16 protein-coding genes and 1 pseudogene are annotated in these 19,732 nt (G+C 73.4%); 4 read left to right on the top strand and 13 right to left on the bottom strand.

Annotated elements, in window-relative coordinates:
* Positions 1-573, bottom strand: a complete 573-nt coding sequence (locus ACQP0T_RS17365; protein ID WP_433869015.1) for a TetR/AcrR family transcriptional regulator — start codon at positions 571-573, stop codon at positions 1-3.
* A 65-nt stretch (positions 574-638) separates the two neighbouring features.
* Between ACQP0T_RS17365 and ACQP0T_RS17360 the strand changes: the two genes are divergently transcribed.
* On the top strand, positions 639-1,463 hold the full coding sequence (locus ACQP0T_RS17360) for an SDR family oxidoreductase (RefSeq protein WP_433869014.1): 825 nt from the start codon (positions 639-641) through the stop codon (positions 1,461-1,463).
* A gap of 62 nt (positions 1,464-1,525) precedes the next feature.
* On the opposite strand, the gene ACQP0T_RS17355 is transcribed toward ACQP0T_RS17360, so the two are convergent.
* The 7 genes from ACQP0T_RS17355 to ACQP0T_RS17325 form a co-directional block, all read right to left on the bottom strand.
* A complete protein-coding gene (locus ACQP0T_RS17355) occupies positions 1,526-3,013 on the bottom strand; it encodes an MDR family MFS transporter (protein WP_433869013.1) in 1,488 nt (495 codons plus the stop codon).
* A gap of 404 nt (positions 3,014-3,417) precedes the next feature.
* Entirely contained in the window at positions 3,418-4,878 is a 1,461-nt protein-coding gene (locus tag ACQP0T_RS17350) for a GntP family permease (RefSeq protein WP_433869012.1), read from the bottom strand.
* Positions 4,879-4,935: 57 nt separating this feature from the next.
* Positions 4,936-5,085: a hypothetical protein gene (locus ACQP0T_RS17345; RefSeq protein WP_433869011.1), complete on the bottom strand. Its 150-nt coding sequence runs from the start codon at positions 5,083-5,085 to the stop codon at positions 4,936-4,938.
* A 30-nt stretch (positions 5,086-5,115) separates the two neighbouring features.
* Positions 5,116-6,702, bottom strand: coding sequence for an aldehyde dehydrogenase (NADP(+)) (locus ACQP0T_RS17340; protein ID WP_433869010.1), 1,587 nt, complete (start codon positions 6,700-6,702; stop codon positions 5,116-5,118).
* Positions 6,699-7,628 (bottom strand): 5-dehydro-4-deoxyglucarate dehydratase, encoded by a 930-nt coding sequence (gene kdgD, locus ACQP0T_RS17335; RefSeq protein WP_433869009.1) that lies wholly within the window; start codon positions 7,626-7,628, stop codon positions 6,699-6,701. The genes ACQP0T_RS17340 and kdgD overlap by 4 nt, the downstream gene beginning before the upstream one ends.
* 171 nt (positions 7,629-7,799) lie before the next feature.
* Positions 7,800-9,200 (bottom strand): MFS transporter, encoded by a 1,401-nt coding sequence (locus tag ACQP0T_RS17330; protein WP_433869008.1) that lies wholly within the window; start codon positions 9,198-9,200, stop codon positions 7,800-7,802.
* Positions 9,201-9,358: 158 nt separating this feature from the next.
* Positions 9,359-9,955 (bottom strand): TetR/AcrR family transcriptional regulator, encoded by a 597-nt coding sequence (locus ACQP0T_RS17325; RefSeq protein ID WP_345361307.1) that lies wholly within the window; start codon positions 9,953-9,955, stop codon positions 9,359-9,361.
* A gap of 143 nt (positions 9,956-10,098) precedes the next feature.
* On the opposite strand from ACQP0T_RS17325, the gene ACQP0T_RS17320 reads away from it, so the two are divergent.
* The 3 genes and pseudogenes from ACQP0T_RS17320 (at position 10,099) to ACQP0T_RS17310 (ending at position 12,878) form a co-directional block, all read left to right on the top strand.
* A complete protein-coding gene (locus ACQP0T_RS17320; RefSeq protein WP_433869007.1) occupies positions 10,099-11,664 on the top strand; it encodes an acyl-CoA synthetase in 1,566 nt (521 codons plus the stop codon).
* Positions 11,665-11,682: 18 nt separating this feature from the next.
* A pseudogene (locus ACQP0T_RS17315) lies at positions 11,683-12,015 on the top strand (acyl-CoA dehydrogenase family protein); the annotation flags it as partial.
* Between the two features lie 218 nt (positions 12,016-12,233).
* Positions 12,234-12,878 (top strand): acyl-CoA dehydrogenase family protein, encoded by a 645-nt coding sequence (locus ACQP0T_RS17310; protein WP_433869006.1) that lies wholly within the window; start codon positions 12,234-12,236, stop codon positions 12,876-12,878.
* 6 nt (positions 12,879-12,884) lie between these two features.
* Here the strand turns inward: ACQP0T_RS17310 and acnA are convergent, their stop codons facing one another.
* The 5 genes from acnA to ACQP0T_RS17285 all read right to left on the bottom strand — a co-directional run bounded on the left by acnA (position 12,885) and on the right by ACQP0T_RS17285 (position 19,641).
* Entirely contained in the window at positions 12,885-15,539 is a 2,655-nt protein-coding gene (gene acnA, locus ACQP0T_RS17305; RefSeq protein WP_433869005.1) for an aconitate hydratase AcnA, read from the bottom strand.
* Between the two features lie 136 nt (positions 15,540-15,675).
* Entirely contained in the window at positions 15,676-16,584 is a 909-nt protein-coding gene (locus tag ACQP0T_RS17300; protein WP_433869004.1) for an FCD domain-containing protein, read from the bottom strand.
* Between the two features lie 47 nt (positions 16,585-16,631).
* A complete protein-coding gene (locus ACQP0T_RS17295; protein WP_433869003.1) occupies positions 16,632-18,137 on the bottom strand; it encodes a tripartite tricarboxylate transporter permease in 1,506 nt (501 codons plus the stop codon).
* On the bottom strand, positions 18,137-18,649 hold the full coding sequence (locus tag ACQP0T_RS17290) for a tripartite tricarboxylate transporter TctB family protein (protein WP_433869002.1): 513 nt from the start codon (positions 18,647-18,649) through the stop codon (positions 18,137-18,139). Before ACQP0T_RS17290 ends, ACQP0T_RS17295 begins: the two co-directional genes overlap by 1 nt.
* Positions 18,646-19,641 (bottom strand): Bug family tripartite tricarboxylate transporter substrate binding protein, encoded by a 996-nt coding sequence (locus tag ACQP0T_RS17285; RefSeq protein ID WP_433869001.1) that lies wholly within the window; start codon positions 19,639-19,641, stop codon positions 18,646-18,648. Before ACQP0T_RS17285 ends, ACQP0T_RS17290 begins: the two co-directional genes overlap by 4 nt.
* Positions 19,642-19,732 lie beyond the last annotated feature (91 nt).

The raw sequence follows: 19,732 nt of genomic DNA, 5'->3' as shown, positions 1-19,732 counted from the left end.
TCAGTCCGGGCGGGGCTCGGCGGCCGCGGCGAGGTGGGGCCAGACGGCGGCGCCGAGCTGGTCGGGCGTGCCCGGACAGCCGTGCCGCAGCCAGTCGGTGATGGTGCCGAGCAGCGCTCCCGCGAGGAAGGCCGGCGGTGCGCCGCGGATGCCACCCGGCACGCCGTGGTGCTCGCGCACCGAGCGGGTCATCCGGTCGAGCAGGTGGTTGATCACCTTCGCGCTGCCGTCGGCGCTGAGCAGCGCCTGGTAGAGGGCCCGGTGCTCGGCCACGTGCGCGAACACCTCGGTGAGGGCGCGCCGGGCGAGGTCGTCGCCGGGCGCGGCGTTCGTGGTGAGCGCGGCCGCGGCGGCGATGAGCTCGTCGAACATCTGGGTGCACGCGGCCGCCGCGAGGTCGTGCACGTCGGTGTAGTGCTCGTAGAAGGTCGTGCGGTGGACCTCCGCGCGCCCGGTCAGGTCGGAGACCGAGATCCGGTTCAGGCCGCGCTCGGCGATGAGGTCCAGCAGCGCGGTCTCCAGGGCGGCGCGGGACCGCTGGGCTCGGCGGTCCGCGGCTCGTGGGGCGGTCACCCGCGCAGTGTAGGCTCGCCTACAACTGTCGGACAATCGACAGGTGTCGACGAAGGAGCGGGCGCATGGGGCAGCAGGTCGTCGTGGTCGTCGGAGTCGGCGGGATGGGCGTGGCGATCGCCCGGCGCCTGGGGTCCGGGGCGCGGCTGCTGGTGGCGGACGTCGACCAGGAGACCTTGGGCGCCGCGACCGGTGAACTCGAGGGCGAGGGCTACGCCGTGACCGCGGCGCCCGTCGACGTCTCCTCCCGCGATTCCGTCGCGGCGCTGGCCAGGCAGGCCGCGTCGCTGGGCGAGGTGCGGACGGTGGTGCACACCGCAGGGCTCTCGCCGGTCCAGGCGCCGGTGCCCGCGATCCTGGCGGTGGACCTGCTCGGGGTCGCCCTGGTGTTGGACGAGTTCACCGAGGTCATCGCCTCCGGCGGGGCCGGGGTCGTGATCGCGAGCATGGCGGCGCACGGGCACCCGGGCTTTTCCCGGGAGCAGGCCCGGGAACTGGCCACCGCGCCGGCCGACCGGTTGCTGTCCCTGCCGGTGGCGGCCGAGTCGCAGTTCCCGCACGCCGGTGCGGCCTACGGCTTCGCCAAGCGCGCCAACCTGCTGCGCGTCCAGGCGGCGAGCACCACCTGGGGGGCGCGGGGCGCGCGGATCAACTCGATCAGCCCCGGCGTGATCGCCACGCCCATGGGGCGGACCGAGCTCAGCGGTGAGCACGGCGACTCGATGCGGATGATGATCGAGGCTTCCCACGCCCAGCGCCCGGGAACGCCCGCCGACATCGCCGAAGCCGCCGCATTCCTGCTCGGACCCGCCGCGAGCTTCATCTCCGGCACCGACCTGCTGGTCGACGGCGGGGTCACCGCGGTGGGAGCCGCCGGCCGACTCGGCTGAGCCCGCACCAGGACGGCCCCGGGCGAGCCCGGGGGCCGTCCAACTGCGCCGAGGGGCGCCCGTCACTCGGACGCCGTGCGGCTCGGCTCCCGCTCGGCCCGGCCGGTGTCGACGGTGCGCGGGGTGGCCGCGGCCGGTCGGCGGACGAACAGCGACGTGACGAACGCCAGCACCCCGATCCCGCCCGCGACGAGGAACGCCAGGCGCAGCCCCGACGCGTCCGGAGCCCCGGACGGATCCGTCGTGCCCAGGGCGGCCACGGTGACGAACACGGCGGTGCCGAAGGCGCCCGCGACCTGCTGGAGGGTGGACAGGATCGCGCTGCCGTGGGAGTAGAGGTGGTCGGGCAGCGCGCTGAGCGATTCGGTCATCAGCGGCGTCATCATCAAGCCGAGACCGGCCATCAGCAGCACGTGGATGCCGATCACCGAGGCCAGCGAGGAGTCCGCCCCGAGGGTGGCGAACAGCCACAGCGACACCGCCATGGCCAGCGATCCCGGAATCACCAGCGGACGCGCGCCGAAGCGGTCGAACAGCCGGCCCACCGGCCGTCCGAGCATGCCGAGCACCAGCCCACCGGGCAGCAGCGCCAGCCCGCTGACGAACGTGCTCGTGCGCAGGACGGTCTGCAGGTACAGCGGCAGCAGGATCGACGCGACGCCCAGCAGGCACAGGAACAGCAGCGCGGTCAGCACCAGGGCGACGCTGAAGGAGCGGTGGGTGAACGGCCGCAGGTCGAGCAGCGCGCGGTCCTGGCGTTGCAGGCGGACCTGGCGCAGCACGAAGGCGCCCAGCGCGACGAGCCCGACCACGATCGGCGCCCACGGCGGCACCGCGTGCTCGCCGCCGCCGGATTCCCCGATGGAGGACAAGCCGTAGAGGATGCCGCCGAAGCCCAGGGCCGACAGCACCACCGAGACCAGGTCCAGCGGCACCGCGCGGGTCTCGCCATCCAAGCGCATCAGCACCGCCCCGATGGCCAGCGCGGCCAGCGCCAGCGGCAGGACCAGCCAGAACATCCAGCGCCAGCCCAGCGAGGCCAGCACCGCCCCGCCGACGGTCGGTCCCACGGCGGGGGCGACGGCGATGACGATGCTGATCGTGCCCATCGTCGCGCCGCGCTTGTCCCGCGGCACCAGGCGCATCGCCGAGGTCATCAGCAGCGGCAGCATGACGGCGGTGCCGCACGCCTGCACCACGCGCCCGACCAGCAGCACGGCGAATCCCGGTGCGAGTGCGCTGACCAGCGTGCCCGCGCTGAACAGGATCAGCGAGGCGAGGAAGACCTGGCGCGGGGTGAACCGCTCCAGCAGGAAGCCGGTGGTGGGGATGACCACGGCCATGGTCAACAGGAAGCCGCTGGTCAGCCACTGCACGGTGGTGGTGGGGACGCCGAGGTCGACGCTGAGGGCGCGCAGCGCCACGCTCAGGATCGTCTCGTTGAGGATCATCACGAACGCCGAGATGACCAGCACGCCGATCAGCACGGGAGCGCGCGGCGGTGCGGTGCCGTGGTCGGACGCCGCGGTCGCGGGTCTCGCGTGGGGCATGGTCGGGAACACCTCGCAGGAGTGGTTCGGTTCGGCCGCCGGGACCGGTCGGCTGATGCGTTCGGGAGGGACGTGCGGGCCGGGTGTCGCCGGTGACACCGGTGCTGCGTCCGCCGATGCGGGAGGGCGGGTGTCCAGCCGCGCCCTTGCGGCCCCGAGCAGGCGATTGCGCCGCCCCGGCGCACCGAACCCCACCCGCGTCCGGGCGGGTGGGGTTCGGTGGCCCTGCGTCGTTCGGTCGCCGTCGTGCCCGGGGCCCCCAGCGCCGTGGCGCAACGCGACGAGGCGTTGCGCGGCAGGCGCACCCCGCAACGCAGAATTGTACTGGCCGGGCCGACAGCACGGCTCGTCATTTTCCGCGGGGGTCGTCCGGGCACATCGGACGCGTCCGGCGGCCGGGTCGATCAGGTGAGCGCGAGCACGCCGCTGAGCGCCGCGGCGATCAGGAAGGCGAAGGTCCCCATGAGGGTCTCCATCATCGTCCAGCTCTTCAGCGTGGTCTTGATGTCGATGTCCATGTAGCGGTTGAACAGCCAGAACCCCGAGTCGTTCACGTGCGACAGGACGGTGCCGCCCGCGGCGATCGCGATCACGACCAGCGCGATCTCCGGCTGGGACAGGGCGTTCTCCTGGATCAGCGGGGCCACGATCGGTGCGGTGGTGACGATGGCGACCGTCTTCGACCCGAGCGCGACGCGCAGCGCCGTGGCGATGAGGAAGGCGAGCACGATCAGCGGCAGCGCGGTCGCGCCGAGCAGGTCGGCGAGCGCCTTGCCCGCCCCGGTCTCCTCCAGGACCGCGCCGAAGATGCCGCCCGCGCCGGTGACCAGCAGCACGAGCGCCACGGGGCCCAGCGAGGCGGAGGCGGCCTTCTCGATCTTCGCCATGCTGGCGCCGCCCCGGATGCCCAGCACCCAGAACGAGAGCAGGGTCGCGACGGTCAGCGCGACCACGGGCGCACCGATGAACTCGACGGCGCTGCGCACCGGACCTTCCGGCAGGACGAGCGCGGCGAAGGTGTGCAGCATGATCAGCACGACCGGCAGCGTGATGACCAGGACCGTGGTGCCCAGCGAGGGCGGCGCCTGGGTCGCGGTACCGCCGCCCCCGGTCGCGCCGCCCTCGGGTGATTCGTCCGATTCGTCGCCGGACAGGCCTGCCGGGGCCGGGACGCCCAGCCGGTCGCCGATCTTGACGCCGAACACGTACGCACCGAAGAACCACGCGGGCAGGCCGCAGATCAGGCCCATGACGGCGACCCAGCCGAGGCTCGCGCCGAGCAGGCTCGCCGCCGCCACCGGACCGGGGTGCGGGGGCAGCACCGCGTGCATGATCGCCAGACCGCCCACCGCCGGGAGCGCGATGGTGATCACCGAGCGGCCGGAACGGCGGGCGACGGCGTAGATCAGCGGCAGCAGGATGATGAAGCCGACGTCGAAGAACACCGGGATGCCGAACACCAGCGCGGTCAGCCCGACCGCCAGCGGAGCGCGCTTCTCGCCGAACGCCCCGAGCAGCCGCTCGGAGAGGACGCCGGCCGCGCCGGATTCCTGCATCATGCGGCCGAGCATCGCGCCCAGCGCGACGATGATGGCGATCTCGCCCAGCGTCGACCCCATCCCGTCCTCGAGCACGGCGGGCAGCTCCGCCGGGGAGATCCCGGCGGCCAGCCCGACGGCCCCGCTGACGAGGAGCAGTGCGACGAAGGCGTGCAGCTTGACCTTGACCACGAGCACCAGGAGCAGCGCGATGCCCCCGGCGACGATCAGCAGCAGCGCCCAGGGCGGCAGGCTCGCCGCGGGCGCCGCCTCCTGGGCGGCGAGCAGGCCGTTCCCGAGCGGGGTTTCGTTCCCTCTCGCAGGCATCATTGCCTCCTGTGGGTATGCGGGGGCCCGGCGGCGGGTGCGCCGCCGCCGGGCCCGTCAGGTCTGGTCGAGGGCCGGGCGCTCGCGGTCGGAGGTCCGGCCGGGGGTGCGATACCGCGGCGCGGCGCCCGCGCCGGTGCGCCCGGAGGGGGCCGTGCGGATCACCGGGTCGTGGGTGACCAGCGGTGCGCGGGCGCCGGCCACCACCGGAGGTGCGGTGGTCGTGCGGTCGCTGGTTCAGCGGGTGCCGAGCTCGCCGTCCACGTGGCGCCGGATGCCGTCGGGGTTGCCGTCCGCGATCGCGCTCGGCAGCAGGTCCGCGGGGACGTCCTGGTAGGCCACCGGCCGCAGGAAGCGCTCGATCGCGAGGCTGCCGACCGACGTGGTGCGGGAGTCCGAAGTGGCCGGGAACGGTCCACCGTGGACCATCGCGTGCCCGACCTCGACCCCCGTCGGCCAGCCGTTGAACAGGATCCGCCCGGCGATGCGCTCCAGCACCGGGAGCAGCTCGGCGGCTTCGGGGTGGTCCGGCCCGTCGGCGTGCACGGTGGCGGTGAGCTGCCCTTCCAGCGCCTCGGCGAGGGCGCGGACCTCGGTGGCGTCCGAGCAGCGGACCACCAGCGCGCTGGCCCCGAAGACCTCCTCGTGCAGCGCCGGATCGGCGGCGAAGCTCGCGGCGTCGGTGACGTGCAGCGCGGGTCGGCAGCCGTGCGGGCGGTCGTCCTCGGAACCGCGCGCGAGCACGCTCACCGCGTCGTGGCCGGCCAGGGCGGACACGCCTTCGGCGTAGGAGCGGGCGATGCCCGGGGTGAGCATCGGAGCAGCCGCGGCTCCGGCCAGCTCGGTGGCCGCGACCTCCTCGAACCGCCGCAGCCCGGGGCCGTCCACGGCGATCACCAGGCCGGGGCTGGTGCAGAACTGACCGGCCCCGAGCGTGAGCGAGCCGACGAAGCCGCGCGCGATCTCCCCGGCCCGCTCGGCCAGCGCTGCGGGCAGCGGGAACACCGGGTTGGTGCTGCTCATCTCGGCGTACACCGGGATCGGGCGCGGTCGCGCGTTCGCCGCCGCCAGCAGCGCGGTCCCCCCGGAGCGGGACCCGGTGAACCCGACGGCCCGGATGCGCGGGTCCGTCACCAGCCGGACGCCGAGATCGGGGCCGCGGCCGAACAGCATCGAGAAGGCGCCCGGGTCGAGACCGCAGGAGGCGATGGCCTCGGCCACCGCACCGGCGACCAGCTCCGAGGTGCCGGGGTGGGCGTCGTGGCCCTTGACCACCACCGGGCAGCCCGCCGCCAGCGCCGAGGCGGTGTCGCCACCGGCGACCGAGAAGGCCAGCGGGAAGTTGCTCGCGCCGAACACGGCCACCGGCCCGAGCGCGATCCGGCGCTGGCGGATGTCGGCGCGGGGCTGCGGCCGACGCTCCGGCTGGGCGGGATCGATGCGGGCCCCGGCCCAGCTCCCCTCGGCGGCGACCGACGCGAACATCCGGAGCTGTCCCGTCGTGCGGGCCCGCTCCCCGGTCAGGCGGGCCACCGGCAGCCCGGTCTCGGCGTGGGCGCGTTCGATCAGCGGGTCGCCGATCGCCTCGATGCCGTCGGCGATCGCCGACAGCAGCCGCGCCCGCTGCTGCCCCGTGGTGTTCCGGTAGGTGCGGAACGCCTCGTCGGCCGCCGCGCACGCCCGCGCGACCTCGTCGGCGCCGCCGTGGGCGAACTCGGGCTCCAGCGGCTCGCCGGTGCTCGGGTCGACGGCCCGGTACCGCGCGCCGCCGCCGAGCACGGGTTCCCCGGCGATCAGCATGCGGCCGGTGGGTGCGGTGCTCATCGACGCCCTCCTTCCGGCAGCGCGGCGACCAGGTCGGCGAGCATGGCGAGTTCGGCGTCGTCGAGGTCCACCAGCGGACCGCGCACCGGCCCCGCCGGGCGGCCGACGACCTTCATCCCGGCCTTGACGATGCTCACCGCGTACCCCGCGCGCCGGTTGCGGATGTCGCAGTACGGCAGGACGAACTCGTCGAGGTAGCGGTACACCGCGGCGCGGTCGCGCTCCCGCACCGCGGTGTGGAACCGCAGGGCGAACTCGGGGACGAAGTTGAACATCGCGGAGGAGTAGGTGCTCACGCCCAGTTCGAGGTAGGGCAGCGCGAAGGTCTCCGCGGTGGGCAGCCCGCCGATGTAGAGCAGGCGGTCGCCGAGGCGGGTGTACAACCGGGTCATCTTCTCGATGTCGCCCACGCCGTCCTTGAACCCGACCAGGTTCGGGCACTCGTCGGCCAGCCTGGCCACGGTGGTGTCCTCGAAGACCGCGTTGGCCCGGCTGTAGAGGATCACGCCGAGGTCGGTCGCCGCGCACACCGCGCGGACGTGCGCGGCGAGCCCTTCCTGGGGCGCTTCGGTCAGGTAGGGCGGCAGCAGGAGCAGGCCGTCGGCCCCCGCCCGTTCCGCGGCCCCGGCCAGCTCCACCGCCGTCGCCGTCCCGTAGCCCGCCGGGGCGATCACCGGCAGGTCCGCCGGGGTTTCCCGGACGGCGGCGGTGACCACCGTCGACACCTCGTCCGGGGTGAGCGAGAAGAACTCGCCGGTCCCCCCGGCGGCGAACAGCCCGGCCGCGCCGAATCCGCCGAGCCAGCCGATGTTCTCGCGGTAGGCGGGTTCGTCGAAGCTCAGGTCGTCGCGGAAGTGCGTCACCGGGAACGACAGCAGCCCGGAAGCCAGTCGCTGCGCGACTTCGGGCGCCGAAAAGCCTGGCATGGCTCGGTTCTCCTCACTAGGTGTCGCGGCTCGCGCTCTCGTGGCGCGGCCGGTGTGCGGTGACACTAGGTCCGGTGATCGATGCACGTCCAACTCCGAAGTGGCATCGAGCGATGCCGACGAGGCATCGTCCGCGTGGCGCGGCCCCGCCGAGCTCCCACCCGTCTGCGGTCACGGCTCCCGGGAGCCGCCCTGCAGGTCTTCGAGGCTGCGTCCGGCCGTTCGCAGGCCCCAGAACGCGAGCACGACCGCGCCCGCCGCCAGCAGACCGCCCAGCATCGCGAACACCCCGGCGAAGCCGAGACCGGTGTGGAGGTAGCCGATCGCGACGGGAGCCGCGATGGCGCCGAGCCGCGCGATCGCGCTGGCCACGCCCATGCCGCTGGCCCGCAGCGCCGTCGGGTAGATCTCCGCCGTGTAGGCGTACAGCGGCGAGGCGACACCGTGCAGGCAGAAGGACAGCGCGACGGTGCAGGTGAACATCGCCGCGGCGCCGTCGGCCGCGCTGAGGCCCGCCGCGCACCCGACGCTGGCCGCCATGAACAGGACGATGGTCCACTTCCGGTCGATGTGCTCGCTGAGCATCGCCGCGAGGTAGTAGCCCGGGATCTGGGCGAGCGCACCGGCCAGCGCGAAGCCGAAGCTGGTGGCGAGGGTGAAACCCTCGAGGACCAGGAGGGTGGGCAGCCAGGTCCCGTACCCGTACTGCGCGGCCTGGAAGGTGAACCACAGCAGGCACACCACCGAGCTCCGGCGCGCCATGCCCGGTCGCCACAGGGCGGCGAGCCGGCGCAGCGGCCCGGCGTCGTGCGTGCGCTCCTCGACGGGCTCCCCGGCCGCCGCCGGGGCGGCGACCACGGCGTCCCCGGCGGCCGCGGTCTCCCGCTCGAACCGCGCCACGATCCGCTCCGCCTCGGCGAGGCGGCCCTTGCCGATCAGGAACCGGGGCGATTCCACCATCTGCCGCCGCCACCACAGCAGGCACAGCGCGGGCAGGACCCCGAGGACGCACGCGATCCGCCATCCCGAATCGGGGTTCGGGCTGATCACCAGCACCGAGGTCAGCGCGGCCAGCGCGTGCCCGACGCCGAGGAACATCATGGTCCGGCCGATGCTGCGACCGCGGTGGCGTTGCGGGAGGAACTCCGACACGTACGGGACGATGGCCGTCGCCTCGGCGCCGAGCCCGATGCCGCTGAGCACCCGCCACAGCGCGAGTTCCCAGGGGCCGGAGGCCGTCGCCGCGAGGACGGTGAACACGACGTAGACCAGCAGGGCCCACATCAGCACCCGGCGTCGTCCGAGCCAGTCGGCGAGCACCCCGGCGATCAGCGCGCCGATGAGGAAGCCGACGAAGACCGAGGCGAGCAGCCACCCGGACGTGGCGGGATCCAGCGCCCACAGGGCGACCACCGCCGAGGCGGCGTATCCGAGCAGCACGCCGTCGAAGGATTCGAACAAGTAGCCCATGCCGCCCTGGAAGACCAATCGGCGGTGGGGCTTGGACAGGGGCAGTCGATCGAGCCGGGCGATCAGCTCGGTACCGGTGGACCTCGGGGGCGATGCGGGCACGGGCCGCTCCTCACTGAACGACGATGTCCAGATCGGTCGCACCAAGAAAAAAGACAGTTTGTCCATTAGGCGACCGTGAGTACAGGACTCTAAGCGGCCCGGGCAGAGCGGCTCAAGAGCTCCGCCGGAAGTGCTCCGAACGTCGGGGCGGTGACCGGTCAGTCCGGGGCGTCGAACCCGCTGGCCCAGTAGCGCCCGCGCACGGCGAGTTCGAGCAGCATGCGCGCGACCTCCTCGGCGGGCATCGGCGCGACGTCGTCCGCCGTCCACCACCGCAGGACGGCGACCTGCTCGCCGACCCACACCCGGGCCAGCAGGTCCGCGTCGATGCGCGGCGTGACGCCGTTGCGCTCCGCTCGCAGGCGGAACTCCTCGGCGGTCGCCTGCGCGCAGGTGTCCAGGAACAGCTGCAGGGGTTTGCCGTCGCCCTCGCCGCGCAGCACGATCCGGTACCGGTCGCGCTCCTCGCGCGCGTGCCGCAGCAGTTCGAGCAGCGGCTTGCCGGTGAACCCGACCGCGCTGCCGCTGATCGCCGGGCGCATCCGCGCCCCGAGCTCGGCGAGCAGGTCGGCGGTCACCGTGGCGAACAGGTCCTCCTTGCCCTGGAAGTGGCTGTAGAAGGTGGCGCGCGCGACGTCGGCGCGTTCGGCGATGTCCTCCACGGTGAGCGCCGTGAAACCGCGTTCGAGCACCAGCGCCACCAGCGCGTCGTGGAGCGCCCGCCTGGTGCGTTTGGTCCGCCTGTCCTCGGCCATCGCTGCCCCTTCCGTCCTCGGGTCGTCGTGGCGCCGTTGTCGCGCGCGGTCAGTGTAGAGACCCCTTGACACCCGGAACGTTCATGGACAGTGTGTCTGTAAATGGTCACTCCGTCGTATGGATCGCCGTGGAGGTCCGCCCCATGAACCTCGGTACCTACCTCGCGCGCAGCGCGAGGCACTGGCCCGACCGCATCGCCCTGGTCTGCGGGGAACGCACGTGGACCTACCAGGAGCTCGACCAGCGCACCGACCGGCTCGCCGCCGCGCTGATCGACGGGCTCGGGCTGCGCCCGGGTGACGCCGTCGCGTCGCTGGCCTGGAACTGCGGTGAGCTGGTCGAGATCGAGTTCGCGCTCTACAAGGCCGGCCTGGTCCGGGTCCCGGTCAACGCGCGGTTGGGCGCGGAAGAGCTCCGGCACGTCCTGCGGGACTCCGGCGCGCGGGTGCTGGTCCACGACGCGGCGCACGACGACGACGCCTCCGCCGCAGCCGGTCCCGGCCAGGTCCGCGTGCTCCTCGGCTCCCCGGGCGCCCACCGCGCCGCGGAGACCCCGGTGGGCTACGACGACCTCGTCGCGGGAGGTGCCCCCCGGCCGGTGGCCGTCGAGGTCGGCGCGGACGACCCCGTGGTGCTGAACTACACCAGCGGATCGACCGGCGCGCTCAAAGCTGCGGTCCAGACCTTCGGCAACCGGCTCGCCAACATGCGCAAGCAGCTCATGAGCCCGGAGTCGCGGCCGCGCCCGGACACCCGCTACCTCGCGTGCGGCCCGATCACGCACGCCACGGGCATGGTGCTGCTCAGCGGGGTCTTCGGCGGGTCCACCACGCACGTCCTGCGCTCCTGGAGCCCGGCGGCGTTCCTGGATGCGGTGGAACAGGAGCGGATCACCGCCACGTTCCTCGTCCCGGCGATGCTGACCGCCGTCCTCGACCACCCGGGCGCGGCCGAACGCGACCTGTCCAGCTTGACCAGCGTGCGCATCGGCGGAGCGCCGGTGCCGCCGCAGCGCCTGCGCGCGGCGGTCGACCTGTTCGGCCCCGTGGTCGCGCTGGGCTACGGGCTCGCCGAGACCACGAGCGTGGTGGCGGGACTGGCCGGGGACGAGCTCGCCGCGGCCGTCGAGGGGGACCCCGAGCTGCTGCGCTCGTGCGGGCGCGCGGCCTACGACAGCGAGATCAGGGTCGTCGGCGAGGACGGTGCCGAGCTGCCGCCCCGGGAAATCGGCGAGATCGTCGTCCGGGGACCGGACTGCGTCACCCGGTACTGGAACGAACCGGAGCTGTCGGCGAGCGCGTTCCGCGACGGCTGGGTCCACACCGGGGACCTCGCCTGGATGCGGGAGGACGGCTACCTGTTCATCGTGGACCGCAAGAAGGACATGATCATCTCCGGTGGCTTCAACATCTATTGCACCGAGGTGGAGGCAGCGCTGCACGAACACCCCGCGGTCCAGGAGGCCTGCGTCGTGGGCGTGCCCGATGAGCGGTGGGGCGAGGCGGTGCTGGCGGTCGTGGTCCCGCGCCCCGGCCACCGGCCGACCGAGCAGGAGCTGATCGCGTTCTGCGCGGAGCGCCTCGGGCGGTTCAAGAAGCCGCGGTCGGTCGAGTTCGTCGCCGAGCTCCCGCTCAACCGCAACGGCAAGCTCGATCGCAAGGCGGTGCGCGAACCCCACTGGGCGGGCGCCGATCGCCGGGTGAACTGACGGAAACCGGAGTCGACGATGACCTTTTCGCTGCAACCGACCTACTCCGACCCGGTGCTGTCCGAACTGGTGCACGGGCTTCGCGACTACCTGGACGGGGAGCTCGCCGAGTACGAGCAGGAACGCGGCCTCACCCGCGGAAGCCGCCTCACCCGCGACGACTTGGAGCCGGTCTGGCGACGCAGCCGGGAACTCGGCTTCTACGGCGTCCACCTCCCCGCCGCCTTCGGCGGCCGGGGGCTGTCGCGCTCGGCGCTCGGCGCCCTCAAGGAGGAGATCGGGGCGAGCGCCCGCGTCCTCGGGCACAGCGTGCTCGGCGACATGGGCGGCCCGCTGCGCGCGGGCGACGTCCTGGAGCACGCGACCGAGCAGCAGCTCCACCAGTACCTGCTGCCGGTGGTGCGCGGGGAGCGGGCCTGCTGCTTCTCGCTGACCGAAGCCGACGCCGGCTCCGACGTGCGGTCGATGCGGACCACCGCCGCGAAGGTGCCGGGGGCTACCGGATCACCGGGCACAAGGTCTTCAGCTCGGCGGGCCCCTTCGCCGACTTCGCCATCGTCGTGGCCCGGATGCACGACCGCGAAGCGGCGTTCTCGGCCTTCCTGGTCGATCTGGACAGCGCGGGGTGCGCGGTCGTCGACGGGGCGACGCCGATGTCCGGCGAGCACATCGAGAGCGACATCGTGCTCCGCGAGTGCTTCGTCCCCGAGGCGAACCTGCTGGGCGAGGAGGGCGAGGGCATGCGGATCGCGCTGGGTCGGGTGACGACCAACCGGCTCCTGCACTGCCCCTCGGTGCTCGGTGCCGTCCGCCGGATCATCGCGCTCACCCGGGAACGCGTCCTGACCCGGAAGGTCGCCGGCGGGCGCCCGCTCATCGAGCTGCAAGCGATCCAGCACAAGCTCGCCGACATGGCCACCGGGTTCTACGCGGCCCGGTCGATGACCCGGGCGGCGCTGGAGGCGCTCGACGCCGGGGCCGACGTGCGCACCGAGGCGTTCATGTGCAAGTTGTTCGTCGCCGAGACGGCCTTCCGCATCGCCGACGAAGCGGTGCAGGTCTTCGGCAAGGACGGGCTCACCCAGGGCACCGAGATCGAGTTCCTGTTCCGGAAGATCCGGATGTTCCGGGTGCTGACCGGGACCTCGGAGGTCCAGCGCAACGGCATCGCCAAGGAACTCGTGCGCGGTGCGCAGGAGCGCACCGGCCGGTGACCGCGGTCAGGTGAGCGCGCCGCGGACCACGTAGGGCAGGGTGCCGCCGTGGTGCAGGTAGTCGAGCTCGCTGCGGGAGTCCAGGCGCAACCGCGTGGTGAGCGACCGCTGCGCACCGTCCTGCCCGGTGACGGTCATCGTGACGTCGTTGTGCCCCACGACGAGCCGGCGCGGGACGGACAGCGCGATCTCGTCGTCGGCGCGGAAACCGTGGTCATCGGCCGATTCCCCGGGCGCGAACAGCAGGGGCAGCACGCCCATGCCGATCAGGTTGCTGCGGTGGATCCGCTCGAAGTTCTCGGCCACCACCGCGCGCACGCCCAGCAGCGCCTGCGCCTTCGCGGCCCAGTCGCGGCTCGATCCGGCCCCGTAGTTGCGTCCCGCGACGATCACGAGCGGGATGCCCGCCTCGCGGCAGGACATCGCGGCGTCGTGGACGGGCAGCACCCGCTCGCCGGAGGCGTCGTGCGCCCGTCCGCCGAGGCCGGGTTCCGCGGTGGGCAGCAGCCGGTTGACCACGGCGCGGTTGGTGAACGCGCCGCGCAGCATCACCTCGTGGTTGCTGCGGCGGGTGGCGTACTGGTTGAGGTCGTGCGGTTGCGTCCCGCGGTCGCGCAGGTAGCGCCCGGCGGCGCTGTCGGCGGGGATGGCCCCCGCCGGGGAGATGTGGTCGGTGGTGACGTCGTCGCCCAGCCACAGCAGGACCCGGCCGCGCCGGAAGCCGAGCTCGGTGCGGGGCGTGCGGGCGAGTCCGGTCAGGTACGGGGGCCTGCGGATGTAGGTGGACCCCTCGTCCCAGGGGAACCGGGTGCCGCTCGGCGCGGACAGCGCTCGCCAGTGCTCGGTGCCCTCCCGCAGCCTGCCGGTGTTGGCCTGGAACAGCTCCGGCCGCACGTGGTCGGCGACGACCTGCCGGACCTCGTCGTCGGACGGCCACAGGTCCGCGAGGTGCACCGGTGCTCCGGTGCGGTCCCGACCGATCGGAGTGGTCGTGAAGTCGTGCAGCACCGAACCGGCGAGGGCGTAGGCGACGACCAGCGGGGGAGAGGCGAGGTAGGCGAGCGGCACCTTGGGGTTGACCCGCCCGGCGAAGTTGCGGTTGCCCGACAGCACCGCGGTCGGGACGAAGCCCCGCTCGACCAGCTCGTCCATCCCGGGGTGCAACGGCCCGGAGTTGCCGATGCAGGTCATGCAGCCGAACCCGGCGAGGTGGAAGCCGGTCCCGGCCAGCGGTGCGAGCAGCCCGGCGGCATCGAGGTAATCGCTGACGACCCGCGATCCCGGCGACAGCGAGGTCTTCACCCAGGACTTCGCCCGCAGCCCCCGCTCCAGCGCGCGCCGCGCCAGCAGACCCGCCTGCACCATCAGCGTCGGGTTCGCGGTGTTGGTGCAGCTCGTGATCGAGGCGATGGCGATACCGCCCGCCGGGACCGGCTCGTCGAAGCCGCCCGCCGTCGCCGCCTGCTCGCCGACCGCCGCGCGGAAGGTGCTCGGGACCTCCGACAGCCGGACGCGCTCGTGCGGCAGCCGGGGGCCTGCCAGGCTCGGCTCCACGGCGTCGAGGTCGAGGGTGACCACCTCGTCGTAGTCGGGATCGGGTTCGGCGCGAGTGCGGTACAGGCCTTGCGCGCGCAGGTACTCCGCGACCACGTCGCGGTGCGCGGGTTCCCGCCCGGTCAACGCGAGGTAGTCCAGCGCGTTGTCGTCGAACGGGAAGAACGCGCAGGTGGCGCCGTACTCCGGCGCCATGTTGGCCACCGCGGCGCGGTCGGCCCACCCGAGAGCGGTGGCCCCTTCGCCGAAGAACTCGACGAACTTGTCGATCACGCCGTGCGCGCGCAGCACCTCCGTCGCGGTGAGCGCGAGGTCGGTGGCCGTGACGCCGCGGCGCAGCCGCCCGCGCAGCCGCACGCCGACCACGGTCGGGAACGGGATCACGACCGGCTCGCCCAGCATCGCCGCCTGCGCCTGGAGACCGCCCACGCCCCAGCCCACGACGCCGATCGAGTTGATCATCGGGGTGTGGCTGTCGGTCGCCACCAGCAGGTCCGGGTGCAGCACCGGCGGTGTCCCGCGGGTGTCGGTCCAGACCACCCGGGCCAGCGACTCCATGTTGACCTGGTGGATGATCCCGGTGCCGGGCGGGACCACCCGGAAGTCCGCCAGGCTGCTCTCGGCCCACTTGATGAACTCGTAGCGCTCCCGGTTGCGCCGGAAGTCGATCAGGAGGTTGTTCCGCGCCGCGCTCGCAGTGCCGTACTCCTCGGCGATGACGGAGTGGTCCACGGTGAGGTCCACCGGGATCGCGGGCTGGAGCCGCGCGGGGTCGCCGCCGAGTTCGGCGACGCCGTCGCGCATCCCCGCGAAGTCCGCCAGCGCGGGCAGGCAGGTGGTGTCGTGCAGCATGACCCGGTTCGGGTGCACCGGCACCTCGCACTGCGGGGTGGGGTCCTGCGCGGTGGAGCGCTGCCCGGTGCGTTCCCGCGCCCGCCGCAGCACCGCCGGGAGTGCGTCGGGAGCCCGCCGCGCGACGTTCTCCAGCAGGACGCGGACCGCGTACGGCATGGCCGCCAGCTCCTGCTCGGAGGCGAGCCCGGCCAGCGGGAAGTACCGGTAGGTGCGTCCGCCGACGACGAGTTCAGCGGTCCTGGCGATGTCCATGACATGATTGTACTTGCGGGTGGACTAGTACAAAATGCGATGCGGATCGCGTTCATCGCCACCGGGAGGTGCGGTGTAGCTCGGGGCGCGCGACGGCCCCGGGGGCTTTCGACGTCCGGAGCGGTGCGCGCGCGGGCTAGGAATCCGCGCCGGGCAGCCCGGTCTTGCGCGCGCGGACCTCGTCGAGGTGGCCGTGCAGGAAGCGCGCCGCCGCCTCGCGGTCACCGCGCTCCAGCAGGTCGAGCAGCGCGAGGTGCTCCTCGGCCTGGCGGACCAGGCGTTGCCGGTCGGTCTGGTGCCGGTATTCGATCAGCCGCCGCACCCGGTTGACCCGGCACACCGACTCCAGCAGGTAGGCGTTCCCGGCGCACCCCACGACCATCTCGTGGAATTCGGCGTTGATGCGGAACAGCTCCCCGCGGGGCAGCAGCAACGCGTCACCTCGCAGCAGGGCTTCCTGCTGCCCGCGGTGCAGCGCGAACTTCTCGGCGTCGACCCGGAAATCCGGTTCCAGCAACGCGGCCGGCTCCACGATCATCCGGAACCGGTAGCTCTGGTCGTGCGCGGCAGGGGTGGCCAGGGCGTGCTGGAACGCCCAGCCCCGGCCCGGCCTGCGGCGGACCAGGTCCTCCCGTTCCATCCGCCCGAGCACGCGCTCGGCCTCGCGCGTGGTCAGCCCGTAGCGGCGGGAGACCTCCGCGGTGGTGAACTCGCCGCCGAACCGACCGGTCAGGTGGTCGTCGCCGATCCTGAAGTAGGCGGCCTCCTCGGCGTCCACCTCGGCTGCCAGGTCCACGTGGGCCAGCTCGGCCGCGGCGCGGTTGAGGAAGTAGCCCCGGTTCGGTTCCCGGGTGACCAGGCCGAGTTCGGCGAGGTAGGCCAGCGCCTTGCGGACCGGGGAACGGGAGATCTCCAGCGAATCCGCCACCCACTGCTCCCGCACGTGCGCGCCCCGGTCCAGACCGGAACGCCGGATCAGATCGATGACCTGCATCGCGATGGTGGGGGCCATGGTCTCCTCGTCGCGCTCGTCGCCGTGGGCCATGCTAATCGGCCGCGGCGGACCGGGGCCCGCCGCGGCCGGTCGAGCGCTCAGGCCCGGCTCGCGCTCCGCCTCGCGCGCAGCCGCAGGACGAGCAACACCGCCAGCACGAGGAGCAGGACCGAGTACATCCCCGCGGCGATCGGGCTGTCGAGCAGGACCAGCGGGTCGCCCTGACCGACGGCCATCGCCCGGCGCAGCTCCTGCTCGGCGAGGGGGCCGAGGATCACGCCGATGAGCACGGGCGCCAGCGGCACCCCGGTGCGCCGGAGCAGGTAACCCAGCAGGCCCACCGCGCAGACCAGCACCACGTCCGAGAGCGCCAGCTTCGCCGAGTAGGCCCCGAGCGAGGCGAACACGGCGATCGCCGCGTACAGGTGGTGCCGCGGGAGGCGCAGCAGCTTCGCCCACACCGGCGCGAACGGCAGGTTCAGCACCAGCAGCAGCACGTTGCCGATGAACAGGCTCGCGAGCAGCGCCCAGACCAGGTCGCCCTCGTCCTGGAACAGCAGCGGCCCCGGTTGCATCCCGTACTGCTGGAAGGCGCCGAGCATGATCGCGGTCGTGGCCGAGGTGGGTAGGCCGAGCCCGAGCAGCGGGACCAGGGAGACGGCCGTGGTCGAGTTGTTCGCCGCTTCGGGCGCCGCCACGCCTTCGATCGCGCCGCGGCCGAACTCCGAGCGCCCCCGCCGCCGGGCCAGGCGCCGCTCCAGGCCCAGCGACAGGAACGTGGGGATCTCGGAGCCGCCGGCCGGGATGGCGCCGAACGGCAGACCGATCGCGGTGCCGCGCAGCCACGGCAGGGACGAGCGGCGGACCTCCGCCCGGCCCAGCCACGGGCGGCCGGTGCCGATGTCCTGCGGCCGCTGCGCCCCGCGGGCCCCGGCGGCGACGTGCAGCACCTCGCCGAGGGCGAGCAAGCCGACCGTCACGACCACCACGCTGATCCCGTCGAGCAGGTGGCTCGAACCGAGGGTGTACCGCGCCACGCCGGTCTGCTGGTCGATGCCGACGACCCCGAGGGCCAGCCCGATCCCGAGGGCGGTCACGCCGCGCACCGCGGAATCGGCCACCACCGCCGCGGTGGCCACGAACGCGGTCACCGCGAGCGCGAAGTACTCGGCCGGCCCGAAGCGCAGCGCGAAGTCCACCAGGAAGGGCGCGCAGAACACGACGGCGACGCACGCGATGATGCCACCGACGAACGAACCGATCACCGACGTGGCCAGCGCCTGCGGCGCCCGGCCCCGCCGCGCCATCAGGAAGCCCTCCTGGGCCGTGGCCATCGAGGACGACTGCCCGGGCGTGTTCAGCAGGATCGCGGTGGTCGCGCCGCCGAACTGCCCGCCGAAGTACACCCCGGCGAGCATGATGAACGCCCCGGTCGGCTCCAGCCGGAAGGTCAGCGGGACCAGCATCGCCACGGCCATCGAACTGCCCAGTCCGGGCAGCACACCGACGGCCGTGCCCAGCACGACGCCGACGAGGCACAGCAGCAGGTTCAGCGGTGTCAGCGCCTCGGCGAACCCGCCGAGCAGCAGCGTCCAGGTGTCCATCAGCGCACCTCCAGCAGCATCCCGACGGGCAGGGCGATGCCGAGCCCGGCGGAGAACGCGACCTGGACGGTGCAGGAGAACACCACCGCGACACCGGCGTCGAACAGCGGGCGACGGCTGCCCAGTGCCCACGAGACGCCCCAGAACAGCACGGCGCCCGCCGGGATCCAGCCGAGCAGCCACAGGCCCAGCAGGTGCGCGGCCAGCGACGCCACGACGAGGCCGAGGGCGCGCCGGTCGGTCGCGGGCTTCTCGCTGGTCGCGTCGCCGACGGGCCTGCGCACGGCTTGCACCACCAGCGCGGCGGCCAGCGGCAGGAGCAGCGCGCCGACCGCGATGGGGAACCACTGCGGTCCGAGGTGGCCGACGTCCAGCGGCAACGGCAGCCGCAGCCCGTGTCCGATCAGGAACGCGCCGACCGCGAGGACCAGCCCCGCGAGCAGCCAGTCGGCTCCGGTGGAACCGCCGAGCCGGAGCGGGGACCTCCGCCCGGGAGCAGCCGTTTCGGTCATGCCAGCCCCAAACTCGTCGTGATGCCGCGAATCAGTTCTGCTTCCGCCCGCAGGGTGCGGTCGAACTCCGCACCGGTCTGGAAGGCGTCGACCCAGTTGTTGCGCCGCAGCGCGTCCTGCCACTGCGGGGTCGCGACCAGCCGGCGGACGAAGTCCCGGATGTCGCGGGCCTGCCGCTCGTCGATGCCGGGCGCGGCGACCAGGCCCCGCCAGTTCGACAGCACGATGTCGAAGCCGCTCTCCCGCAGCGTGGGCACCCCGGGCAGGTCGGGCGTGCGGTGCGGCGCGGAGACGGCGAGCGCGCGCAGTTCGCCCGCCGCCACCTGGTCGCTGATCTCGTTGGTGTTGCCGACCCCGACGTCGAGGTGACCGCCCAGCAGCGCGGCCACCATCTCGCCGCCACCGGAGTAGGCGATGTAGTTGAGCCCGCCGGGCCCGGCTCCGGCCGCGCCCGCCGCGGACCCCGCGAGCAGGTGGTCGAGGCTGCCGATCGAGCCGCCGCCGACCGCGACCGCGCCCGGGTCGTCCGCCCACCGCCGCATCAGATCGTGGATCGAGTGCAGCGGGGAGTCCGCGGGCACCACGATCGCGTCGTAGTCCTCGGTGATCTTGGCGATGGGCGTGGTGTCCGACACCTGGTGCGGTGTCCCGTTGATCGCGACGGCGCCGAGCATCGTGGTGCCGGTCAGCATCAAGGTGTTCGGGTCGCCGGACTGGTTCACCACGCGCGCCAGCCCGATCGTGCCGCCCGCCCCCTCGACGTTGAGCACCTCGACGGACTCGCTGAGCCCGTTGTGCTGCGCCGCGCGCTGCAACTCCCGGGCCGTGGTGTCCCACCCGCCACCCGGCGCGGCCGGCGCGATGATCTTCAGCTTGTCCCGCACCCCCGTCCCGGCCTGCGCGGATTCGTAGGCCTGGGTCAGGCCCGCGCAGACCAGGAGTGCGCTGACCGCGGCCGCGCCCACCCGGGCGGCGAGCACGCCGGCCCTCACGCGTCCGCTCCGTCCGGGCAACGATCGACGGTGATCGCCATGTGCGCTCCTGCGTCGTCGAGGCTCCCGGTCGGTGCGCCAGACATCCATC

This window comes from Saccharopolyspora sp. CA-218241, from assembly GCF_050954615.1.
GTDB lineage: Bacteria > Actinomycetota > Actinomycetes > Mycobacteriales > Pseudonocardiaceae > Saccharopolyspora > Saccharopolyspora cebuensis.
The sequence above is the reverse complement of the archived record's forward strand: the minus strand, read 5'-3'. Positions and strand labels throughout refer to the sequence as shown.

What these genes read in the sequence shown, in the direction of transcription:
- ACQP0T_RS17360 (WP_433869014.1), top strand. Translation starts at nt 639, where the DNA reads ATGGGGCAGCAGGTCGTCGTGGTCGTCGGAGTCGGCGGGATGGGCGTG.
- ACQP0T_RS17355 (WP_433869013.1), bottom strand. Translation starts at nt 3,013, where the DNA reads ATGCCCCACGCGAGACCCGCGACCGCGGCGTCCGACCACGGCACCGCA.
- ACQP0T_RS17350 (WP_433869012.1), bottom strand. Translation starts at nt 4,878, where the DNA reads ATGCCTGCGAGAGGGAACGAAACCCCGCTCGGGAACGGCCTGCTCGCC.
- ACQP0T_RS17340 (WP_433869010.1), bottom strand. Translation starts at nt 6,702, where the DNA reads ATGAGCACCGCACCCACCGGCCGCATGCTGATCGCCGGGGAACCCGTG.
- kdgD (WP_433869009.1), bottom strand. Translation starts at nt 7,628, where the DNA reads ATGCCAGGCTTTTCGGCGCCCGAAGTCGCGCAGCGACTGGCTTCCGGG.
- ACQP0T_RS17325 (WP_345361307.1), bottom strand. Translation starts at nt 9,955, where the DNA reads ATGGCCGAGGACAGGCGGACCAAACGCACCAGGCGGGCGCTCCACGAC.
- ACQP0T_RS17320 (WP_433869007.1), top strand. Translation starts at nt 10,099, where the DNA reads ATGAACCTCGGTACCTACCTCGCGCGCAGCGCGAGGCACTGGCCCGAC.
- ACQP0T_RS17310 (WP_433869006.1), top strand. Translation starts at nt 12,234, where the DNA reads ATGCACGACCGCGAAGCGGCGTTCTCGGCCTTCCTGGTCGATCTGGAC.
- acnA (WP_433869005.1), bottom strand. Translation starts at nt 15,539, where the DNA reads ATGGACATCGCCAGGACCGCTGAACTCGTCGTCGGCGGACGCACCTAC.
- ACQP0T_RS17300 (WP_433869004.1), bottom strand. Translation starts at nt 16,584, where the DNA reads ATGGCCCACGGCGACGAGCGCGACGAGGAGACCATGGCCCCCACCATC.
- ACQP0T_RS17295 (WP_433869003.1), bottom strand. Translation starts at nt 18,137, where the DNA reads ATGGACACCTGGACGCTGCTGCTCGGCGGGTTCGCCGAGGCGCTGACA.
- ACQP0T_RS17290 (WP_433869002.1), bottom strand. Translation starts at nt 18,649, where the DNA reads ATGACCGAAACGGCTGCTCCCGGGCGGAGGTCCCCGCTCCGGCTCGGC.